Source organism: Phaeobacter sp. SYSU ZJ3003 (genome assembly GCF_041300735.1).
In the GTDB taxonomy this organism is placed as follows: Bacteria; Pseudomonadota; Alphaproteobacteria; order Rhodobacterales; family Rhodobacteraceae; genus Phycobacter; species Phycobacter gallaeciensis_A.
Map to the genome: position 1 here is coordinate 18,232 of NZ_PXNU01000001.1, position 17,963 is coordinate 36,194.

General features: G+C 61.3%; 12 protein-coding genes, 1 tRNA gene and 1 pseudogene. 4 read left to right on the forward strand and 10 right to left on the reverse strand.

The genetic code is table 11. The annotated features are described in order from the left end of the window. Positions 1 to 682: 682 nt before the first annotated feature. Together C6W91_RS00065 and C6W91_RS00070 are read left to right on the forward strand one after the other, a co-directional pair. Positions 683 to 1,021, forward strand: a complete 339-nt coding sequence (locus C6W91_RS00065; protein ID WP_370570371.1) for a hypothetical protein — start codon at positions 683 to 685, stop codon at positions 1,019 to 1,021. Then, a complete protein-coding gene (locus C6W91_RS00070; protein ID WP_370570372.1) occupies positions 1,021 to 2,961 on the forward strand; it encodes a hypothetical protein in 1,941 nt (646 codons plus the stop codon). The genes C6W91_RS00065 and C6W91_RS00070 overlap by 1 nt, the downstream gene beginning before the upstream one ends. A gap of 71 nt (positions 2,962 to 3,032) precedes the next feature. Here the strand turns inward: C6W91_RS00070 and C6W91_RS00075 are convergent, their stop codons facing one another. The 3 genes from C6W91_RS00075 to C6W91_RS00085 are packed head-to-tail and all read right to left on the reverse strand — an operon-like array spanning position 3,033 to position 7,922. Continuing rightward, on the reverse strand, positions 3,033 to 6,125 hold the full coding sequence (locus C6W91_RS00075; RefSeq protein ID WP_370570373.1) for an efflux RND transporter permease subunit: 3,093 nt from the start codon (positions 6,123 to 6,125) through the stop codon (positions 3,033 to 3,035). Then, on the reverse strand, positions 6,122 to 7,420 hold the full coding sequence (locus tag C6W91_RS00080) for an efflux RND transporter periplasmic adaptor subunit (protein ID WP_370570374.1): 1,299 nt from the start codon (positions 7,418 to 7,420) through the stop codon (positions 6,122 to 6,124). Before C6W91_RS00080 ends, C6W91_RS00075 begins: the two co-directional genes overlap by 4 nt. A 4-nt stretch (positions 7,421 to 7,424) precedes the next feature. Continuing rightward, entirely contained in the window at positions 7,425 to 7,922 is a 498-nt protein-coding gene (locus C6W91_RS00085; RefSeq protein ID WP_370570375.1) for a cytochrome b, read from the reverse strand. Positions 7,923 to 8,018: 96 nt separating this feature from the next. Here C6W91_RS00085 and C6W91_RS00090 point away from each other — a divergent pair, with 96 nt between their 5' ends. Then, a complete protein-coding gene (locus tag C6W91_RS00090) occupies positions 8,019 to 8,615 on the forward strand; it encodes a TetR/AcrR family transcriptional regulator (protein WP_370570376.1) in 597 nt (198 codons plus the stop codon). Positions 8,616 to 8,645: 30 nt separating this feature from the next. Here the strand turns inward: C6W91_RS00090 and C6W91_RS00095 are convergent. The 5 genes and pseudogenes from C6W91_RS00095 to C6W91_RS00115 form a co-directional block, all read right to left on the reverse strand. Then, positions 8,646 to 9,089 (reverse strand): annotated as a pseudogene (locus C6W91_RS00095) (IS5 family transposase); the annotation flags it as partial. A gap of 133 nt (positions 9,090 to 9,222) precedes the next feature. Then, positions 9,223 to 10,962: a hypothetical protein gene (locus tag C6W91_RS00100; RefSeq protein WP_370570377.1), complete on the reverse strand. Its 1,740-nt coding sequence runs from the start codon at positions 10,960 to 10,962 to the stop codon at positions 9,223 to 9,225. Positions 10,963 to 11,250: 288 nt separating this feature from the next. Then, positions 11,251 to 11,325, reverse strand: a tRNA-Asn gene (locus C6W91_RS00105). A 321-nt stretch (positions 11,326 to 11,646) separates the two neighbouring features. Beyond that, positions 11,647 to 14,145: a PAS domain-containing hybrid sensor histidine kinase/response regulator gene (locus C6W91_RS00110; RefSeq protein ID WP_274868755.1), complete on the reverse strand. Its 2,499-nt coding sequence runs from the start codon at positions 14,143 to 14,145 to the stop codon at positions 11,647 to 11,649. A gap of 12 nt (positions 14,146 to 14,157) precedes the next feature. Next, a complete protein-coding gene (locus C6W91_RS00115) occupies positions 14,158 to 14,667 on the reverse strand; it encodes a molybdopterin-dependent oxidoreductase (RefSeq protein ID WP_274836832.1) in 510 nt (169 codons plus the stop codon). Between the two features lie 329 nt (positions 14,668 to 14,996). On the opposite strand from C6W91_RS00115, the gene C6W91_RS00120 reads away from it, so the two are divergent. Beyond that, positions 14,997 to 15,611, forward strand: a complete 615-nt coding sequence (locus C6W91_RS00120; protein WP_274868757.1) for a response regulator transcription factor — start codon at positions 14,997 to 14,999, stop codon at positions 15,609 to 15,611. A gap of 91 nt (positions 15,612 to 15,702) precedes the next feature. On the opposite strand, the gene C6W91_RS00125 is transcribed toward C6W91_RS00120, so the two are convergent. Both C6W91_RS00125 and C6W91_RS00130 read right to left on the reverse strand, forming a co-directional pair. Further along, entirely contained in the window at positions 15,703 to 16,563 is an 861-nt protein-coding gene (locus C6W91_RS00125) for a hypothetical protein (protein ID WP_274868759.1), read from the reverse strand. A 149-nt stretch (positions 16,564 to 16,712) separates the two neighbouring features. Continuing rightward, on the reverse strand, positions 16,713 to 17,939 hold the full coding sequence (locus C6W91_RS00130) for a cytochrome P450 (RefSeq protein ID WP_274868761.1): 1,227 nt from the start codon (positions 17,937 to 17,939) through the stop codon (positions 16,713 to 16,715). Positions 17,940 to 17,963 lie beyond the last annotated feature (24 nt).

Sequence of the window (17,963 nt, forward strand, 5' to 3'; positions counted from 1 at the left end):
TGTTCGGTGGGAGGCGCGAACCTTATGGTTTTCCCTGGTACGACCACGGGTATTCCGGACCGGACCCATCCGACGCTCTTCACCCACTTCAGGGATATCGGATCAGCCATCCGATCAAGGGGCTCGTCTGCCGCTGCCAGCACCATGTTTACGACATCCATGGCCCGGATATCATCGAGCAAGCCCGATCCACTCGACTCTTGCTTGAGATCCACGTCGTTCGTATGCCTCCCCACCCGCTCGCCGAGCCAGTCGGCAACCTTGATGTCGGCGAACAGGTTACAATCCTCCTGTCGACCCTCCTGTGTCAGGGAGCCCGGAAGAGATGTTTTGGTACTGCCAGTGGTCATCGCGTTCTCCGTTTCTTCTACGAAGATCGCCGGAACCCATGAAAAACCGAAGGGTCAAGTCGGGAGACCGTGCTTCCTGGTGGGGCGGTCCCTTTTGCTCGTACGCGCGTGCGCGCATACGAGAACCTATAGGGTTTGGGCCCAAACTCTCTATGAACGACCGTCCATGCAGAAACGCATCCGGATTTTTTTATGGGGACAAACCCCCTATTTACCGTCCCTTCGACTTCGGATCGGAGCACCTTCGGCATATACTAGACAATGACGAGAGCAGCCCGTGGTTGATGGTTTTGACCCGGCGTCTCAGCACTTAATGGAAGGGACCGGTAAGGGTGACGATCGAACTGACACCACTCAGCGGGCGCGGCGGAAAACGCGAAATAAAATTTCGAGTCCATGACGAAGAATTCCCCGGGATGGAGCGCAAAGCGCATCAACATGGATTTCGCAGTGTGAACGCCCTCGCGGCTCACGCGCTTCGTCAATATGGAACGCATGGCATCAGTATGGTGGCCGCTCAAATGGGCGAAGCTGCGGAAGTCCTGCATGACATCCGCGCGGCAGCGCACGCAGAAAACTCACCGATCTCCCCTGATCAAGTGAAGGTCATGGTTCGGACCTGGGAAGGTCTGTGCGACAGGCTGATCGCGGAATTGAGGAAAAAAAGGTAATGCGTCCGCATTTCACATCGCATCACTCGGCCGTCGAACTGGCGCGATATGATCTGCGGAAAGGCAGTGAGGTACTCGGCGGGACCGTGATCGCGCGGTCCGCATCAAAGTTGCGCGATCATTTCGAACAGTTCGGTGCTTGCGGTTTTGTTCATATCACGCTGTCAGCGCCGGAGGGGGTTTGGCTTGATCGAGAGACGTGGCTGGCCTCGATGCGCTTCGTGATGAAACGCCACCAGTTTCCCGTTGAACTGACCCCTTGGGTCATGGCGCGCCATACCGACACCCCCGGTGACCACGTCCACTGTTTTGCGGCACGCGAGACCTTCGAGTTTCGGGAAATCAGGCCGATCCGGTCAAAAGCGCATACAGCGGAAACTCACCAGCTGCTGGCCGAGCGTCTGGGCTTGCCGATACCTGACTATTTCTCACCGGCCGCACCACCTCGTCTTTACGGCAGTGTCCCCTTGAGACGGCTGAACCGGGACACCGAATATCGCCGTTTGGCGGATGACCTCAATGCGGGCCTTTCGAAATGGCCGGAAAACCTGGACGCCTTGAACGATGCGCTGTCAGCCCTGGCGAGCCCTTATCAGATAAGTGAAGACATCAACTCGTATGGCCACCCGAGCCTCGTCTGCGTGAGTCCAACGCGCCGGCTTCGACCGAGCGCGTTGGGTGACGCCTTCTTTCCCGTAAACCTGAAGAAAAGGATCGACTGGGCAGCACAGCTCACGCGATCGCGGCTCAACTTAGACATGGCTATCCTCTTGAGAACGCCTGAAATTCTTAGGGCCCTAGACCACGCCGAACATGAAAAATCAGACCACAGACATTCTTTGAGAGGAAACCCGCCCGATGCCGCCGAAGACCGAAAAAACGGTGCACCAGATCCCGGACGAGATGGAAAAATTAACCGCCAGGTTGAAAATGATCAGGGGGGACGTGCTGATCTTGCATCCCCTCTTAGACCTGCTGGAGGACCCGGACGGCTCAGGCCCGGGCGGGACGGCAGCGGTTCGTCTGATCAAGATGATCGCGGACATGAAAACCAGGCAGGAAGCGATCGAGGCCGAGGTGGCGGACGTCAAAGAGGCGGTGCTGATGATCAAGGAAAAATCCGACACCATGGCCGAAATACTGGATCGCCTGGACACAGTACTCAACAGCGAGGTGGATTAACGCTACTCGGCTGGGTTGCGCGCGTGTTGAAAATCGCGGGTCGGGTCACTCCGGGGTTCAGACATAGCCTCGATATTTTTGCCCGAAGTATGCGGTTGAAGTTCAGGGATAAGAGCGCGGTTGACGTGATGCCGGGCAGCGTGACCCTGCGTGAGGCAGGTGATTCGCTTTCGAAAGACGCGCGCCTTTTCACATCAGCTTTTGCGTCGGATTTTGAACGCCATGATGTGCTGGAGAACATTCTTGATCCTAATCTACCGTTGACACCGGCGATGACGCTCTGTGGAACTGCTCAATCAAAGGGACATCACTCGAAGAAGAAAAGGCCTCGGGTTCAGTTGATGTGTCTGGGGCTCAATCTCGATCCCGTCAGTGAGTTGGTGGAACTTTTTCATGGGGCGATCGAAGGGGTGCACATCAAGGGACCCGTTCTTCAAATAACGGACGGCTTCGCGCTGTTGGGAAAAAATCAGCCGCGAGTTCTTGTACTCGGCTTACGCGCGCAGGAGCGCTTGCAAGCACAGGACCTGAAGCTGACGTCCATCTTGACCGATGTGATCACGACATGCCCCGACATGACCTGTGTGCTGCCCGATGGAACTATCACGATAGCCAGAGAGTTGTCCCGGATTGCATCGACCATCGCACAAAAATCGGGGCAATGCGCCCCAGAAAGCTTATCAGGGGACGAAACGAATAACGAAGGAATTCTAGCCAACAAGAACACCCCCTCCGACGATCAGGAACCTGGCTTCTGAGCATGGAACAACTGGATTGCAATTCACGTATCGTTCGAGGAGCCGCACCTCGAGCAAAAAAACCATGACATTCAGCGGGCATCCGTTTTGCACTGTTTCCTTGGTCGAATGTCCTCGAGCGCTGCATAGAATGCCGGCAACACCAACAGAATGAGAACCGTCGCTGCCAACAGCCCAAACACGACCGAAATCACAAGCGGCTTGAGGGTCTGTGCTTGGGTCGAGGATTCCAGAAGCAGAGGTGCCATGCCCATGATGGTGGTCGAGACCGAGACGAAGATCGGGCGGAACCGCGACCGCACAGCCTCTCCCGCAGCCATCGCGGCCGACAATCCATCGACGCGGCGGGCGTTTATGACGCCAACCAGCAGGATCGCATTGTTGACCACGATTCCGGCAAGCGAGGCCGCGCCCACCAGCGACGGCATGGAGATGTTGTAGCCCATCAGGACATGACCCCAGATCACCCCGAGAAACGCGAGCGGGATGGTGATCATTACGATCAGCGGTTCAACATAGCTGCGGAACTGGAAGCTGAGCACCAGGTAGATGCCCACCAGCCCAATCAGGAAACCGCGTAGGATCGAGGCAACGGTTTCCGCCGAATTCGCTGCTTGTCCGCCAATATCAAAGTTGAGGCCGGGAGTGGCGGTGACAAGGTCAGGAAGGAAACCCTCAGCCAGCCGGGCCGTGATCGCGTCGGCATTGCCGATCTGGCCCTCGACATCGGCTGAAACGGTCAGTGTCCGCGATCCGTTTCGGCGCGAGATGCTACCCCAGCCGCGTGCCTCGGTAATCGTAGTAACGCTGGATAACGGCACGGTGCCGCCACCCGGCAGGGCGATTTCGAAAGTATTCAGGTCATCGCGGACAGCGCGGTCGCTGGCCGTCAGCCGTATCTCCAGATCCCAGGCCAGATCGCCGCGCCGGATTTCCGCAAGCTGCGTGCCGAGAAAGGCGGCGCGGATCTGGCCGGCCACGTCCGTGGCGGTCAGCCCGAGAGCTTCGGCGCCTTGCGACAGGCTCAACCGCAACTCCGGTGCGCCGGTGCGCAGGTCGAGGATCGCGTTACGCACACCGGCATACGATTCGAGTTCCGCCAGCGTGGCGCGCCCCGCCGCCTCCAACGTGGAAAGGTCGGGGTGGGTCAGGCGCAATTCTACCGCGATGCCTTGCGGGCCGATCCCCGGCTCGGTCAGGATCAGCGAAGAAACACCGGGCAGAATGCCGATTTCTTCGCGCCAGAGCGTGACGATTTCATCAAGCGTGCTGGCGCGTATCTCGGCCCCAAGCAAATCGATGGCAACGGTGGCGACATGGGCACCGCTTTCGCCAGCCGAAAGGTTTCTCCCGAGCCGCGTGATGCGGCGGATCACCAATGGTTGCGCCTGCGGCTGCTCCGGCGTCAAGCGCGCGTTCACGCGGTTTAGCGCCGCCTCAACCTGAGCGACGGCCTCGGTCGTGCGCACAAGCGGTGTGCCTGCGGGCAGCATCAGTCGGGCCTCCAGCACGTCGCCATCGATCTCGGGCATCGCCTCGCGCTTCACGACACCGCCGCCCAAGGCACCAACGGTCAGGATCAAGGCCCCGATGGCCAGCCCGACAACAAGCCAGCGCGCCTTGATCGCGGCATCAGCCATGCGGCCCACGCCACGCTCACGAAGAGCATCGAAACCCGCGTCGAACCGGATGCGAAAACGGGACGCGGCGATGTCCTTCATTCCGCCTTTCAGGTGATGCGGCAGGATGAAAAAGGCCTCGATCAGCGACGCGGCGAGCGCGGCCAGCAAGACGATCGGAAGGACCTCGAGCACCGCGCCTAGTTCCCCCGAAAGGAAGGCTAAAGGCAGGAACACCGCTAGCGTTGTCAGGAAGGATGAGATCACGCCGGGCGCCACGGCTGCCACGCCCGCCGCGACGGTTTCGACCGTTGCGCTCTTGGCGGCATGCACTGCGATGGAATCCGCGATCACGATGGAATCGTCCATCACGATCCCGATCGCCATCAGCAGGGCCACGAGCGTCATCATGTTCAGGCTCAGCCCGGTCAGCCCCATCCAAACAAAGGCTCCCGCAAAGGCCACGGGCAGGCCCATCGCGGCCCATATCGCGAACCCGGGTTGGAAGAAGAGGCTCATGACCGCGACGACCAGCACAAGCCCGATCACCCCGTTCTGAACGAGCATCACCAGCCGGTCGCGGATGATGGATGTCACGTCCTGAACCACCTCGACGGTGATCGTGTCCGGCAGGCGTTCGCTCTCCTCGGCCACCAGCGCGGCGACCCCGTCAAGCACGCGCAGCGCATCGGCATTGAGCGACTTGGCCACGTCGATCAATATGGCTGGCGCGCCGTCGACAAAGGCGCGGTCCTGCGGCGGCTCGAAGCGTTCCTCGATCACCGCCACGTCCCCAAGCGTCAATGTCGCGCCATTCGGCAAGACCAGAACCGGAATCGTGGCTAGCGCCGTGGCCGTGTCGCGTTCGGCGGTGAAGCGCAAGGTCAGGTCCGCGCCCGGCCCTTCGAGCGTACCGGCGGGCAGGTCGATGTTCTGTGCGGCGATGGCGGCTGCCAGTGAGGCAGGTGTCAAGCCGTGGCTGTCGAGCAGGGCGTTCGAAGAGGTGATGGAGATTGTTCGGGTTCCGAGCCCCCCGCGCGTTACGCGGGCGACACCGGCCAAGGCGGTCAGTCGGTCCGACAGGCCGTCAGCATAAAGGTCAAGTTCGCCCAGCGGCAGATCGCCCGAGATGGCGACCGATGTGACCGGATCGGAGCGGTGCAGTTCGCGTACCACCGCGGGATCGGCACGGTTAGGGAAGGTGTCGATGGCCGACACCTCGGTGCGCAGCGAATTGACGAAGCGCAGCGCATCGTTACCGGGCGCCATGGTTGCCACGGCGCGGGCGCGGCCGCTCTGCGCGGTGCAGGAAAAGGTTTCCAGCCCCTCGACACCCTGCACGCCGTCCCAGAGCGGCGCGCAGATCGCGGCCTCCACATCCTCGGCAGCAGCGCCCCGGTAGGGCACGGTGACCTCGGCCTCGACGGCGCGGAAATCGGGGAAGGTTTCGCGCAACAGGCCCGGCGCGGCAAAGATGCCCGCTGCAAGGAACAACAGAAGCAGCAGGTTGCCCGCCGTCGGGTGGCCGGTGAACCAGCGTATCACGGCTGGACCTCGACCGGGGTCAGGGCCATGCCGGGAATGGCCGGCGCGATGTCGTCGATCACCACGCGGTCGCCCGGCGACAGGCCAGCGGCGATAACGACGCGGCCATCCTGCGCAAAGGCGGCGGTGACGGGGCGCAATTCCAGCAAGTCATCGGGGCCAAGGATACGCACCATGTCGCCATGCAACGCCGCCTCGGGGATAGGGATGAGGCCTGTCATGGAAGCGCCCGAAAAGGGAAGCTGTACCTGCATGTTGGGCACCAGCGGCAGGCGGCGGGGCGGATCCGCGCCCTCATAGGGGTCGTCAACCCTGACCACGACCGGCACGGTGCGCGCACGGGCATCCAGCACGCCCTCGATCCCGACAACACGGGCGCTCCAGATCTGCCTCGGGTCCGCCATAGGGCTGAGCGTCACCTCGATCTGCGTGGCGGGCATGTCGCGCATCATGTCGCCAAGGGTGATGCCCTCCGGTGTATCTCCCAATAGCCGTCGAAAGCTGTCTACCGGCAAATGCGCCACGACCTCGGCCGCCGCGATCCCGTCAGCACGGATCACCACCTGACCTGGGGCGACGGTCTGAAACAGCTCAGCATTCACCTCGGTCACCCGCAGGTCGAACGGCGTCGTCAGGGTCGTGCGGTCGAGCGAGCGGCGCGCCCGGTCTATGGCGGCCTCGCTGCGTGCGACCTGCGCCGCGATCCGCGCTTGGCGAGACGGGATCAGGGCGAGCGTGTTCTCCAGTTCCGCCACCGTGCGGCGGGCCAGAAGGGTCGCGCGCTCGGCCTCGTCGGCGCGCGATTGTGGGACGGTGCCCTGTTCGGCCAAGGTCCGCGTGCGCGTCAGATCGGCCTCGGCCAACGCCAATCGCGCGCGTTCCAGATCGAGGATGCGGCCCGTATTGGCCGCCTCGGCGGTCAGTTGCGCGCTTTCGGCAGCGAGTGCAGCAAGATCGGCCTGCGACTGCGCCAGCGCCAGTTCGTAATCGGTCGGGTCGATCTGCAGCACCTCGATTCCCGCCGGGATCAGGCGACCTGGCTCCAGGTCGGGATGGCTCCAGATCACCTCGCCCTGCACCTCGGCCACGGCGACCCAGGTCTCGGCTGCGCGCAGGTTTCCCCAGGCAGTGGCGGACGGACGGATGTCTTCCGCCGCAACCGTCATGACCCGGACAGGCAGCGCGGATGCGCCGCCCTCGACCTGCGCGGGTCCGGGGGCGGAGGCGATCATCCAGACCGCCGCGGCGATGCCGAGCGCGATGGGTGGCAGCGCCAGGAGCGGGACGAGGCGCATGGGTTCAGCCCTGCGCCCGGCGCATCCGCGCCAGCGTGCCGTCGCGCAGGATGAACTGGTGGTAGAGCGCGCCAATCACATGCAGCGCAATCAGCGTCAGCAGGACAATCTTCAACACATTGTGCCCCTGCGCCGCGGCCTCGACCCCGCCGAACCACGCGACAGACCCGCTGAGTGGCATCAGGATCATCAGCGTGTACAGGCCGACATGGGTAAGCTTCGCGAAAATGCCTTGCACCTTGCTGGCCTCGATCGCCGGGGGCACCCCACGCCGGGCGCGCAGGGTCAGCCGCCACAGCGCGAAGATCATCACCAGCGCGCCGCCCGCAACATGGGCCAGCACGAGCGGGTCGAACCCAGCCTCCAGCCCATCGGTGATGCGGTCCCATGCGGCCGACATCGCGTCCTTGAAAAGGTATTGCTGCGCGATCAGTGCGAAGACGAGCCAATGCAGCGTGATCTGAAGGCGGGAATAGCCGGTGGGGGCGGTTTTGGCGGGCATGGCGAGGATCCTTTCGGTCAGGGTGCGCGACTCGGGATAGAGGTTGCGGTTGTCAACAGTATATGTTAGTGAGTTATAACTAACAAGGGGTGACGCATGTCGGGTCGTCAAAGTGCTGAAGAGAGAAAGGCGCAAATCGTGGCCGAGGTTCTGCGACTGGCCGATGAGATCGGACCCGACCGGCTGAGCACCACAGATGTCGCGCGTGCAATCGGCCTCAGTCAGCCTGCGATCTTCAGGCATTTCCCCACCAAGGGTGCGCTCTGGCTGGCGGTGGCCGACGATATCGCTGACCGGTTGCAGAGTTGCTGGGCTGCGGCCGAGGCGGGGGCCACCGGGCCGCAGGCGCGCCTGAAAGCGCTGGTCGGTGCGCAACTGACGGCCATTGCTGAAACGCCTGCCCTGCCGTCGATCCTGTTCTCGCGCGAGTTGCAGGTGGACAATCAAGCCCTGCGCGACGTGTTCCGGGGGCTTCTGGGCGCTTTTCAGGGCCGCCTTGTTGCCGTGATCCGTGATCTTCAGGCTGCGGGCAATCTGAAGCGCGACGTCAGCCCGGAGGATGTCGCCATCCTGCTGACGTCTCTGGTGCAGGGTGTCGCCATCCGCTGGACGCTCGGCGCCCGGGGCTTTGCGCTCGTTCCTGAGGGGATGCGTCTTTATGAGGTGCAAATGGGAGTATTTCGACAGACGTAGGGCGATCTCGATACCTAGGGTCAGGTTCCACAACCAATAGATTACGACGGCCGCGAGAACGATCGATGAGAGGAACACCTTTGGACATCGCTCATAGTGGGTCGCGGCGCGCCTCCAATCCTAGATCCTGCCAAACATGATCTCATTCCGGTTCCGCCGCTTATAGCGTCGCTTATCGTATTTGACAGGCGTCTTCCGCTGCTTTCGACCGGGGATGCAGGCGCGTATGCCCTTGTCCTGCAATGCTTCTCGGAACCAGTCGGCGTCAAACCCGCGATCCCCAAGCAACGATTTGACGCTTGGCAAGCCGCTGAGCAGGGCCCGTGCGCCGATATAGTAGCTCACCTGCCCCGCGGTGACGAACAGGTCGATCGGTCATCACTGACTGTCGCAGATGGCGTGAAGTTTGGTATTCATGCCGCCTTTAGGTCGTCCGATCAGGCGACCGCGCCCCCTTTTTTTCGCGGCCATGCTGAGCGACCGAAATCAGTGCATCCTGACCCTAACCCGCGGAACCGCAGGATGACGTAAATGGTCCAAGCTTCTGAAGCGTCACGGCGACCATCTACCAGACTATAAATCGGCTGGGTTCGCTCTCCCGTTCCACCTACCGTGGTAATGACAGAACGCCGCTCAGCGACGGCAGGCGATCGATCGCGGCTTTGAGAGCGGGAACGGGAGACTGGTCTCCATATACCGATTCATGCACGTCCTGACCTTCGTGACCCATGATGTCGCGGGCGACTTTAGCGGGGACCTCTGTGTCGAGATCCAGGACGTGCTGGACGTAATGGCGGGCGCTCTGAAGTGACAGACCTCGGCCTGCATCCCCCCAGGTTTCCTTGACAAATTTTTCGACCTTTCGGCCGACTTTGCGGCCCATGATGTTGGAGGCCGGCTCCTTAAGGTCAGGGAAAAGGCGAACATAACCAGCTTTCCGGGCATCGCGAACAAGCTCCATTAGACCCAGGTGGATCAGGTCATCGTGAAGCGGAACTTTTCGCCGCGAAGTAGCGTTTTTGATCCGGCGATCGGTGGTGGTGATCACATCGAAGTAGGTGATCCCGTCCTCCTGTCTAACGTAGTCGACGCCGATGCCGGCGATTTCCTCGCGCCGCAGGCCGCTATACGCCGCGATCAGGGGGACCCAATACACTCCGCTCCTGCGCCGTTCGGCGAGAGGGGGTAGCCAAGGCCCCGGCTCGGGATCGCTCCAATACCGGTGCCGAAAGAAGGTTTCGAGTTCTTCTCGGGTGAAGGTCCGCTTCTTATCTCGCGCGCGCCCCTTTTCTTTTCGTCGCAGGAGGCCAGGATCAAGCCGGGGATGCAGTTCGAAGCCCTCAGCCTTGGCCGCCGAAATCAGTGCGCTTGCGTGGTCCACGTATCTGTTGACCGTGCCGACCGCCAAGCCGATCTTTTCCTTCGGGAGACCTTCGGCCTTAGCGAGGACCGATTCTATCGGGAGGGTGTGATCTGACGGCGATTTGCCGAAGGATTTCGGCAACTTAAGAAGGACAGCCCGAAGTTTCACGAAATCTGATTGGATAAGGGATCGGATATCTGTCTTGCCCGTAACCCTCTGAAGGAGGATCCCGAAAGCGCGGTACTGACGCGCCGTCTTTTCTTCCAGACCTTCATCTGCGTGTTTTTTGAACTGGATCATTCGTTCAATGACCGCATTAATCGACGGATCGAGCTCGGAGTCGTCCTGTTCAGCCGGCATGATTTCATGGATCACTGCGCGGGTTTTGTTTGCCTGAACATCGGTCACTGTCGACGCGGTTACGGGGTCAGGCGAACTCGGTGCTTCCCTTTGCTCATCGTCTTGCGAGAATGTGCCTTGGACCGGATCGAACTGGTCCATAACGTCTGATGCCAGCGCCCGAGCGGGTGGGGTGGCCACCGCGGCGTTGGCCGCGCGCATGCCCTCGATGAAAAGCTCGAGCAGCTGGACAGCTTCACGGTCTCCCTTGATCCGACGACCGGTCACCTTCTCGAAGTCATCGGCCCTGCGAGCTGCGCCGACGTGGCTACGCAACAGAGGTCGGGCGTGACTGTCGAGGACCAGCCTTAGCATCGCCACCTCGGCACGACTGCGGCCTTTGGCGATCATATCGTGCTCGACCTGCTCGGATATCGTCGCGCCGATTCCCTGCTCCGCCAGAATGTCCCAGGTTTCAGTCGTATTGGAGGTGATCTGTCTCTCCAGCTCGCAGGGCGGTGACCCGTAGCGGAATCGGAGGTCTTGTCGCAGATCATTCTGTGCCGTGACGTGGGTTTTCACCACGTGCTGCAAATACCGCCGGGCTTCTTCCAGCGTGATTCTATCCTGTTCCAAGGCTGCCATGATCGGCTCACTCTCCGCGCTCAACACACGGGATAATATAGTCGCCCTGACGCGGTCTGTGGTGCGCAACGAGACCCTCAGGTCTGCGATTCTTGTGGATTGAGGCCGGACTTTGCGTCGCCAGTAATAGACGCCGTCTCGGCAGGTCAGGTGGGGGAGAGAGGTCATTTTCGGGCTCCAGATAGGAGACCGACCCGAAAACACCGCCGCAGCGGTGTCACAGTCTGGTGTCACAGTAACGAACCCCCGAAGGGGAAAGTTACTGAGATCAGACACTTACGTGAAAGTTGGCTCCGGCGGTAGGGATCGAACCTACGACCAATTGATTAACAGTCAACTGCTCTACCGCTGAGCTACGCCGGAATGTGAGGCGTGGTATAGAATCTCCGCTCTGCCGCGTCCAGAGAAAATTCTCTCCAAGCTGCAGTTTTTTTCAGCCCCTAAAGTCAGAGCGCGCTTTCTGCCTAACATATTGGTCTTAAGCCCTCTTTCGTCTCCGCGCCGACACCCCCTGTCACCTTGACAGGCCCGCTGAGGAACCGACCTCTGTCCACGCGTCTTCGGCACCAAGGGGGCCCAAAAGCCCGACCGGCTTGCCACGTTGTCCGGCTCGGCGCCGTAGCCAGCCCCCCTCCCCTGTTGATGGTCAACAGCGCGGAGAGCCTGTGCCGCGGTGCGCCGACTTCAGGCGCACATATGGACGGACAGAAAGCTCTCGGCCTCGCACCAGATCTCATCGAGCAGTTCGGTCTGGGTGATGTCGCAGCCTTCTGCGTGTTCGATCTCCAGCATCAGCTCGCGGAACCGGGTCAGGCCCAGGACCGCTGCCGATCCCGCCAGGCGGTGTGCCTCCTGGCGCAGCTCTGTCGTCAGTTCCTCGGCCTCGGCCAAAGTTGCCTTCAGCCGCTCCACGTCCTCGCAATATGTCGCAAGGAAGCCGCGGGCGCGTTCCGGGCCAAGCGCATCGAAGAACTGCACGATGTTTTCGTCCTGATTAACCTCCGGCAGCACCGGGGTTCGCCCTGCCCGGCGAGCGATCACATCGGCAAGTTCCTGTTTGCTGATCGGCTTGGTGATGACCTCGGCGAATCCCGCGTCCAGAATGCGGGCGTGATCTTCGGCGGCGGCATGCGCTGTAAGGGCTACGATGTCGGTACCTTCCGCCAGTTTCCGCGCGCGGATCCGGCGAATTGCCTCGATCCCGTCCACCTCTGGCATGCTGATATCCATCAGGATCAGATCGAAACTGCCCGCTTCGGCGCAGTTGACCGCCTCCAGCCCGCCTGCGGCCGTGGTCACCCGTTGGCCCTGCTGGATCAGCATCTTCTCCAAGAGCAGGCGATTGATGTCATTGTCCTCGACGATCAGGACGGCACTGGTCTCCTGTTCCTGATCCGATTGCGCCTCGGCCTTGACCAGGGGCGCGCTGGCCACCGGCAGCGGCAGCGACATCGAGAACAGGCTGCCTTCGCCAAGTTCGCTTTCGCAGGTGATTTCGCCATCCATCGCCTGCACGATGCGGCGGGTGATCGCCAGGCCAAGCCCGGTGCCCTCATTGCCGCGCCGATAGCTGGAATCGAGCATGGTGAACTCTTCAAAGATGCGCTGCAGATCCTCCTGCGGGATACCGGGGCCGGTATCGGCGACATGGAAGTCCACCACATCCGTCTCCGGCAGGCGCTGGATATCGACGGAAACGGCGCCTTCATTGGTGAATTTCACGGCATTTGCGATCAGGTTGAGAAGCGCTTGCTGAATGGCGCGGGGCCGCCCTGCCACCACCGAGGATGGGCCAAGGCTGCAATGCAGCGACAGATCGATTCCCCGGCTCTTTGCGGTGGCCTGCTGGCTTTCGATCAAACCTTCGGCCAGTTCCCTGAGGTCGAAGACACGAATCTTTTCCGGGTCCACCCCTGCTTCGAGCCGCGACAGCTGCAACACGTCGTTCACATGATGCAGCAGAAGCTCCCCCGACACTCGCATTGCCTGGAGATAGCGCATCTGTTCGCCCGAGGGATCGGTGTCTTCCAGAAGGTCGATCGCCCCCAGCACCCCGGTCAGAGGGGTGCGCATTTCGTGGCTCATGACGGTGAGCAGATTGGCCTTGGCACGTTCTCCTGCAAGGGCATCATCGCGGGCGGTGCGCAACTCTTCTTCGGCCTGCATCCGGTCCGAAATGTCACGCATGAAGCTGACAAAGACCATATCCTGCCCCGACTGGCTGAGCGAGACCGAGAGTTCGACCGGAAAAATTTCACCGGACTTGCGCAACCCTTCGAGCTGGACCCGGCCGGCGCCGATCACCTTGGTCTGGCCGGTATTGAGGAAACGCGCCATGCCCCGGGCATGCGCTTCGCGCAGGTGCATCGGAATGATCAGCTCCTGCATCTTCTGCCCGATGACTTCGGCGCTGTTGTAGCCAAAAATCGTTTCTGCCGCGCCGTTGAACGCCTGAATACGGCCTTCGGTGTCGACCACCAGAATGGCGTCGAGAGAGGAGGAAATCATCGCCTCCATCTTCGCGGCGGCGCGGCTGCGCTCTTCGGCCAGCTGGCGCCCGCGCCGGTACATCTGCGCCAGCATTAGCGCGGTGATCGCAATGGCCGCGAATAACGCCAGAATGACCCAACCCAATTGGTAGAGGATATCGAACAGCTGCAGGCGCTTGGCCTCGGTTCCCTCGACCTGCATCACCACCCCGAACAGGGCAAGTTCACGCACCTTGTCGCCGTTCTGATTCAGTTCCGAACGGACCTGAGAGATATTTTCAATCAACTGCTCGTCGCTGACATCGATCAGATCGGCCAAACGGTCCAGCCGCGCACTGAGATCGGACAGTAACTTGCTGCCCGCCTCGTTGTCGCGCAGCTCCTGAAACAGCGGGCTTTCCTGAAAGGTCGCAATGCGGCTGTAATAAATGTCAAAGCGACGGCGCAGCAGGGGCAGGTCCTTTGCCTGCCGCGCTGCACCGGCTGCTGCATCCAGTTTCAGATGCTCGACCTCGGCCTGCGACATGACCCATTGCATGTTGTCCGTCGCGGCCGTCGATAGGCCCTCGAGCCTGAGGAGAACCTGTTGACCCAGGCGCACGGACTGTACCACCAGCAAAGGCAGAACGATTAGGGCCGCGACAAGAACCCAGCGCGACGCTAGTGGAAATCGCCAGTCCGTTTCTTTGGTCACCGGGCCACACCTTTACCGTTGGACGTTGATCCCCTCCAGCTGCCAGATGCTTCTGGAGTAGATCGCTTCGGTTTTATACGAGGGATTGCTATCGTAAGGGTAAACGATCCACAAAGGCCCCTTGGAGCGGACCGACATGGTCTTGCCGTTGCGTTCATAGGCGATGATCGGCCCCCCTTCGATCGCATCGGACAGAGGCACCTCGACCATGTAATCGTTGATCGCCCGCGCTTGCAGGACACCGGAGGTCACCCCGAGATGGGCCATGAGATCCTTCAGCGATACGCCGGTGAAGGCCTGCGTGCCAGAGGTCCAGATGGTTTCCGTTTCAAAGGAGGTCTGGCCCAGCGACATTAGCTGATCGCGGGTGAAGGTCGTCGTCGAGGCATCATCCCCTTCGATCTGAACCGTCAGCAGCACGGTGTCGTCACTGGCGGCCTGCGCCGACGCCCCAAGCCCGAGCATCAGGCCCACCCCCAGCGCCAGAACCAGCGCGCCCAAAACATTCATCCAGCGGATCATCACAACACTCCTTTTTTGAAAATACACAATTTCACCGCGTCGGACACTGACAGATTGTGCCCCCTCTGGCACCAACGCCTCGGGATATGCGCCTATCCCAAAGGATAGGACGCCTGCCGGATGGGTTATTAAAACCCAACCTTTTCAGCTGTCCTTCTCCAGCTTAATTCAGTTATCTTTCTAAATGTTTTATTGAAAACCGGCCCGGGGCACTATTGTCTGCAAGAGAGAAGACACGTCCAGCCGGGGATTGATACTTATGAAACCCTTGTCGTGTAGGTGTCGACCTTGATTGACCTTCGCTGTCGCTAACAGACTCTAGGAATTCTATGCGTATTCTTTTGGCAGATGATCATGACATGGTTCGCGAGACCATTTCCGCCTACCTCAAATCCGAGGGGGGCGCAGAGGTGTTGCTTGCCACCGATCTGCCGGGCGCGATGGAGCTGATTTCCGCGGAAGGCCCGTTTGACCTGGTGTTGCTGGACTACCAGATGCCCGGAATGACAGGACTGGATGGCCTGGCTGAGGCGCTTGCGGCCAATGGCGGCAAGGGCGTTGCGATCCTCTCTGGCAGCGCTCCGGCCAATACTGCCCGGGCGGCGCTCGATGCCGGGGCCATCGGGTTCATTCCCAAGACCATGGGCGCGCAGTCGCTTTTGAACGCGGTCCGCTTCATGAGCGCGGGGGAAATCTATGCTCCGGTCGAGTTGATGCGCGCGGAAGAGAGCGCAAATACGCACCCCCTGGCCGAACGGCTGAGCCCACGGGAGCTGGAAGTCCTGAACGGCCTTTGCCGCGGCCTGTCGAACAAGGAAATCGCCCGCGAGTTGGACTTGCAAGAGGTCACCATTAAACTGCATGTGCGCACCCTCTGCCGCAAGCTTGGCGCCAAGAACCGTACCCAAGCTGCCCTGACCGCCAAGGAAGCCGGTCTTTTCTGAACCGCGCCCGCAGACTGCGCCGCACTGGTCGCATTCAGCTGTTCTTTGGCAAGAGGCGGCATTCCTCCTCTCCGGCCGTGCGGCCTCTTGATCAGGCCGCCCTCTGCCGTTTCGCACGTCGGCGGGCCGCACCGGCTTCGGCCTTTTCATTCGCCATGTCCTGGATCCAGTCCTCCCAGATCGACCGGTTGTGGTCCAGTTGGACGCTGTCGACAATCTCCACCCGTCCCAGAACCGCAGCCTCAAAGCTTTCCTGTTTCACCTTGCCATAGGCATCGGGCACAAGCCGCCGAACGATCTCGGTCTGCGCGATACCGGCAACAGCGGCCTTGGTGGCATGAAGGATACGCGGCGCATGGCGTTTGAATGCTGCAAGGAGACTGCCCGCCCGCACCAGATAGATGCCGGAATTCCACAGGACATCAGGATCGGCCTCATCCCCCCCCACTCCGGCGCTGTACAGCGCCTGCATCGGCTCCTGTCCCCGGCGCCGCGACAAGGTTCTGAGACGGCCATAAGACCCGTGATCCCGGGTTGCCACCGCCACGATACCGCCCTGTTTGGCCGCAGGCAGTGCCGCCTCCAGCGTCTGAAGCAAACGGCCTTCGGAGGCGCAGGAATGGCTGGCAGGCATGATCAGCAACAGCGCATCCGGCGCATCGCGGAACCGCAGCGCAACGGCCGCGAGAGCCGCAGCGGATTTCGACAGCCCCGGCTCGACCAGCAGGGAGCCCTTTACGCCCACCGCGCACATCTGCTGCGCTGCCAGACCTTGATTGGCTTCGCAGGTGACCACCGTCGGAGCGGCAAACATCGGATGATCCAGACAGCGGATAACCGATTGGAACCGGCTTTCGATCATCGCTTCCGCGAAGAAATGCGCCGGAACGCGCTCTTCCCCTGCCGGAACCACAGAATTTGCCTGCCCTGCCATCACCACTGGATAAATCATAACAACCCTCGCCGGAGTAAACTGATGCCGACAGGTTTACAGAAACTTCATACAAAAAGCGCCTATCCATGGGGCTGCGCAGCGCGCCCAAAAGGATAGGTCGCGCGCAAAGGCGCCCCCCATGCGGGCAGCGCTAGGCCTGGCGGCGGTCAGCCCAAGGAGGCAGGCAGATGCGCATAGCCCCGGAACCGCATCCGACCGCCGGAGACCCGCCGCGGCAGCAGATGGTAATTCGGAAAGCGACTGAGGAAGCGTTCAATAGCGATCTTGCCTTCCAGCCGCGCCAGAGTCAGCCCGACGCAGACATGCGGGCCACCGGCAAAGGCCAGATGCCGGTTCGGCTTACGCGAGATGTCGAAGCGCTCGGGGTGGTCGAACACCTCCGGATCACGGTTGGCGGCGCCGATCACCAGATGCAGGTTGGTGCCCCGCGGGATCTCAAGCCCGCCGATTTCAACCATCCGCGTGGTTTCCCGGTTGCCCAGCTGGTTCGGAGAGCGCATCCGCAACATCTCCTCCACCGCCGGTTTGATCAGTTCCGGCTCCGCCTGCAACCGCGCGCGCTGGTCCGGGTGATCATTCAGCAGCGCCAGACCATTGCCGATCAGGTTGGTGGTTGTCTCATGCCCTGCGTTGAGGATGAAAATACAGTTCTGGATCAGCTCGATCTCGCTCAGCTGCTCATCCGCGCCCTCGCCCCGGATCAGCCGGGTCAGCACGTCGGTTTCCGGATCGCCCGGCTGGGCACGGCGCCGCGCGATGAGATCCGTCAGATAGGCTTTGAACTCCTCCACCGCCTTATGCCCGCGCTCCAGCTCCTCATCGCTGAGCGCAGGTTCCAGCGCCCCGAGGATCGCCAGCGACCAATCGCGCAGCGGCCCGCGTTCCTCCATCGGCACATCCAGCAGGTTGCCGATGATCTGGATCGGAATGGTCGAGGCGAAATCCTCGATCAGATCTACCTCCTCGCGCCCTTCCATGGCATCCAGCAGATGATCGACGGTCTCAACCAGCCCCGCCTCCATCCGCCCGATGGCACGCGGCGTCAGGGCCGAGGTCATGATCTTGCGCACGCGTGTGTGCAGCGGCGGGTCGGAAAACACCAGCGATGTGGTGTGATGTTCAAAGAGCGGTGAACCTTCGCCGAACTTGGGAGCAAAGGCGGCCTTCTTATCCGAGGAGAAAGACGTGGTGTCCCGATAGATCCGGTCCAGATCCGCATGGCGGCAGATCAGCACCGAACCATCGGGTTGCTGCAGAATGGGCGCCTCTGCCAGCAGGGCATCGTAGAACGGAAACGGATCCTCCACAAAACCCTCGGGTGGGTTTGCCAGATCAAAATTCAGAATATCGGTTGCGGTTTGCGGTTGTGTCACGTCGTCTCCTCCCAGAACGTGCCG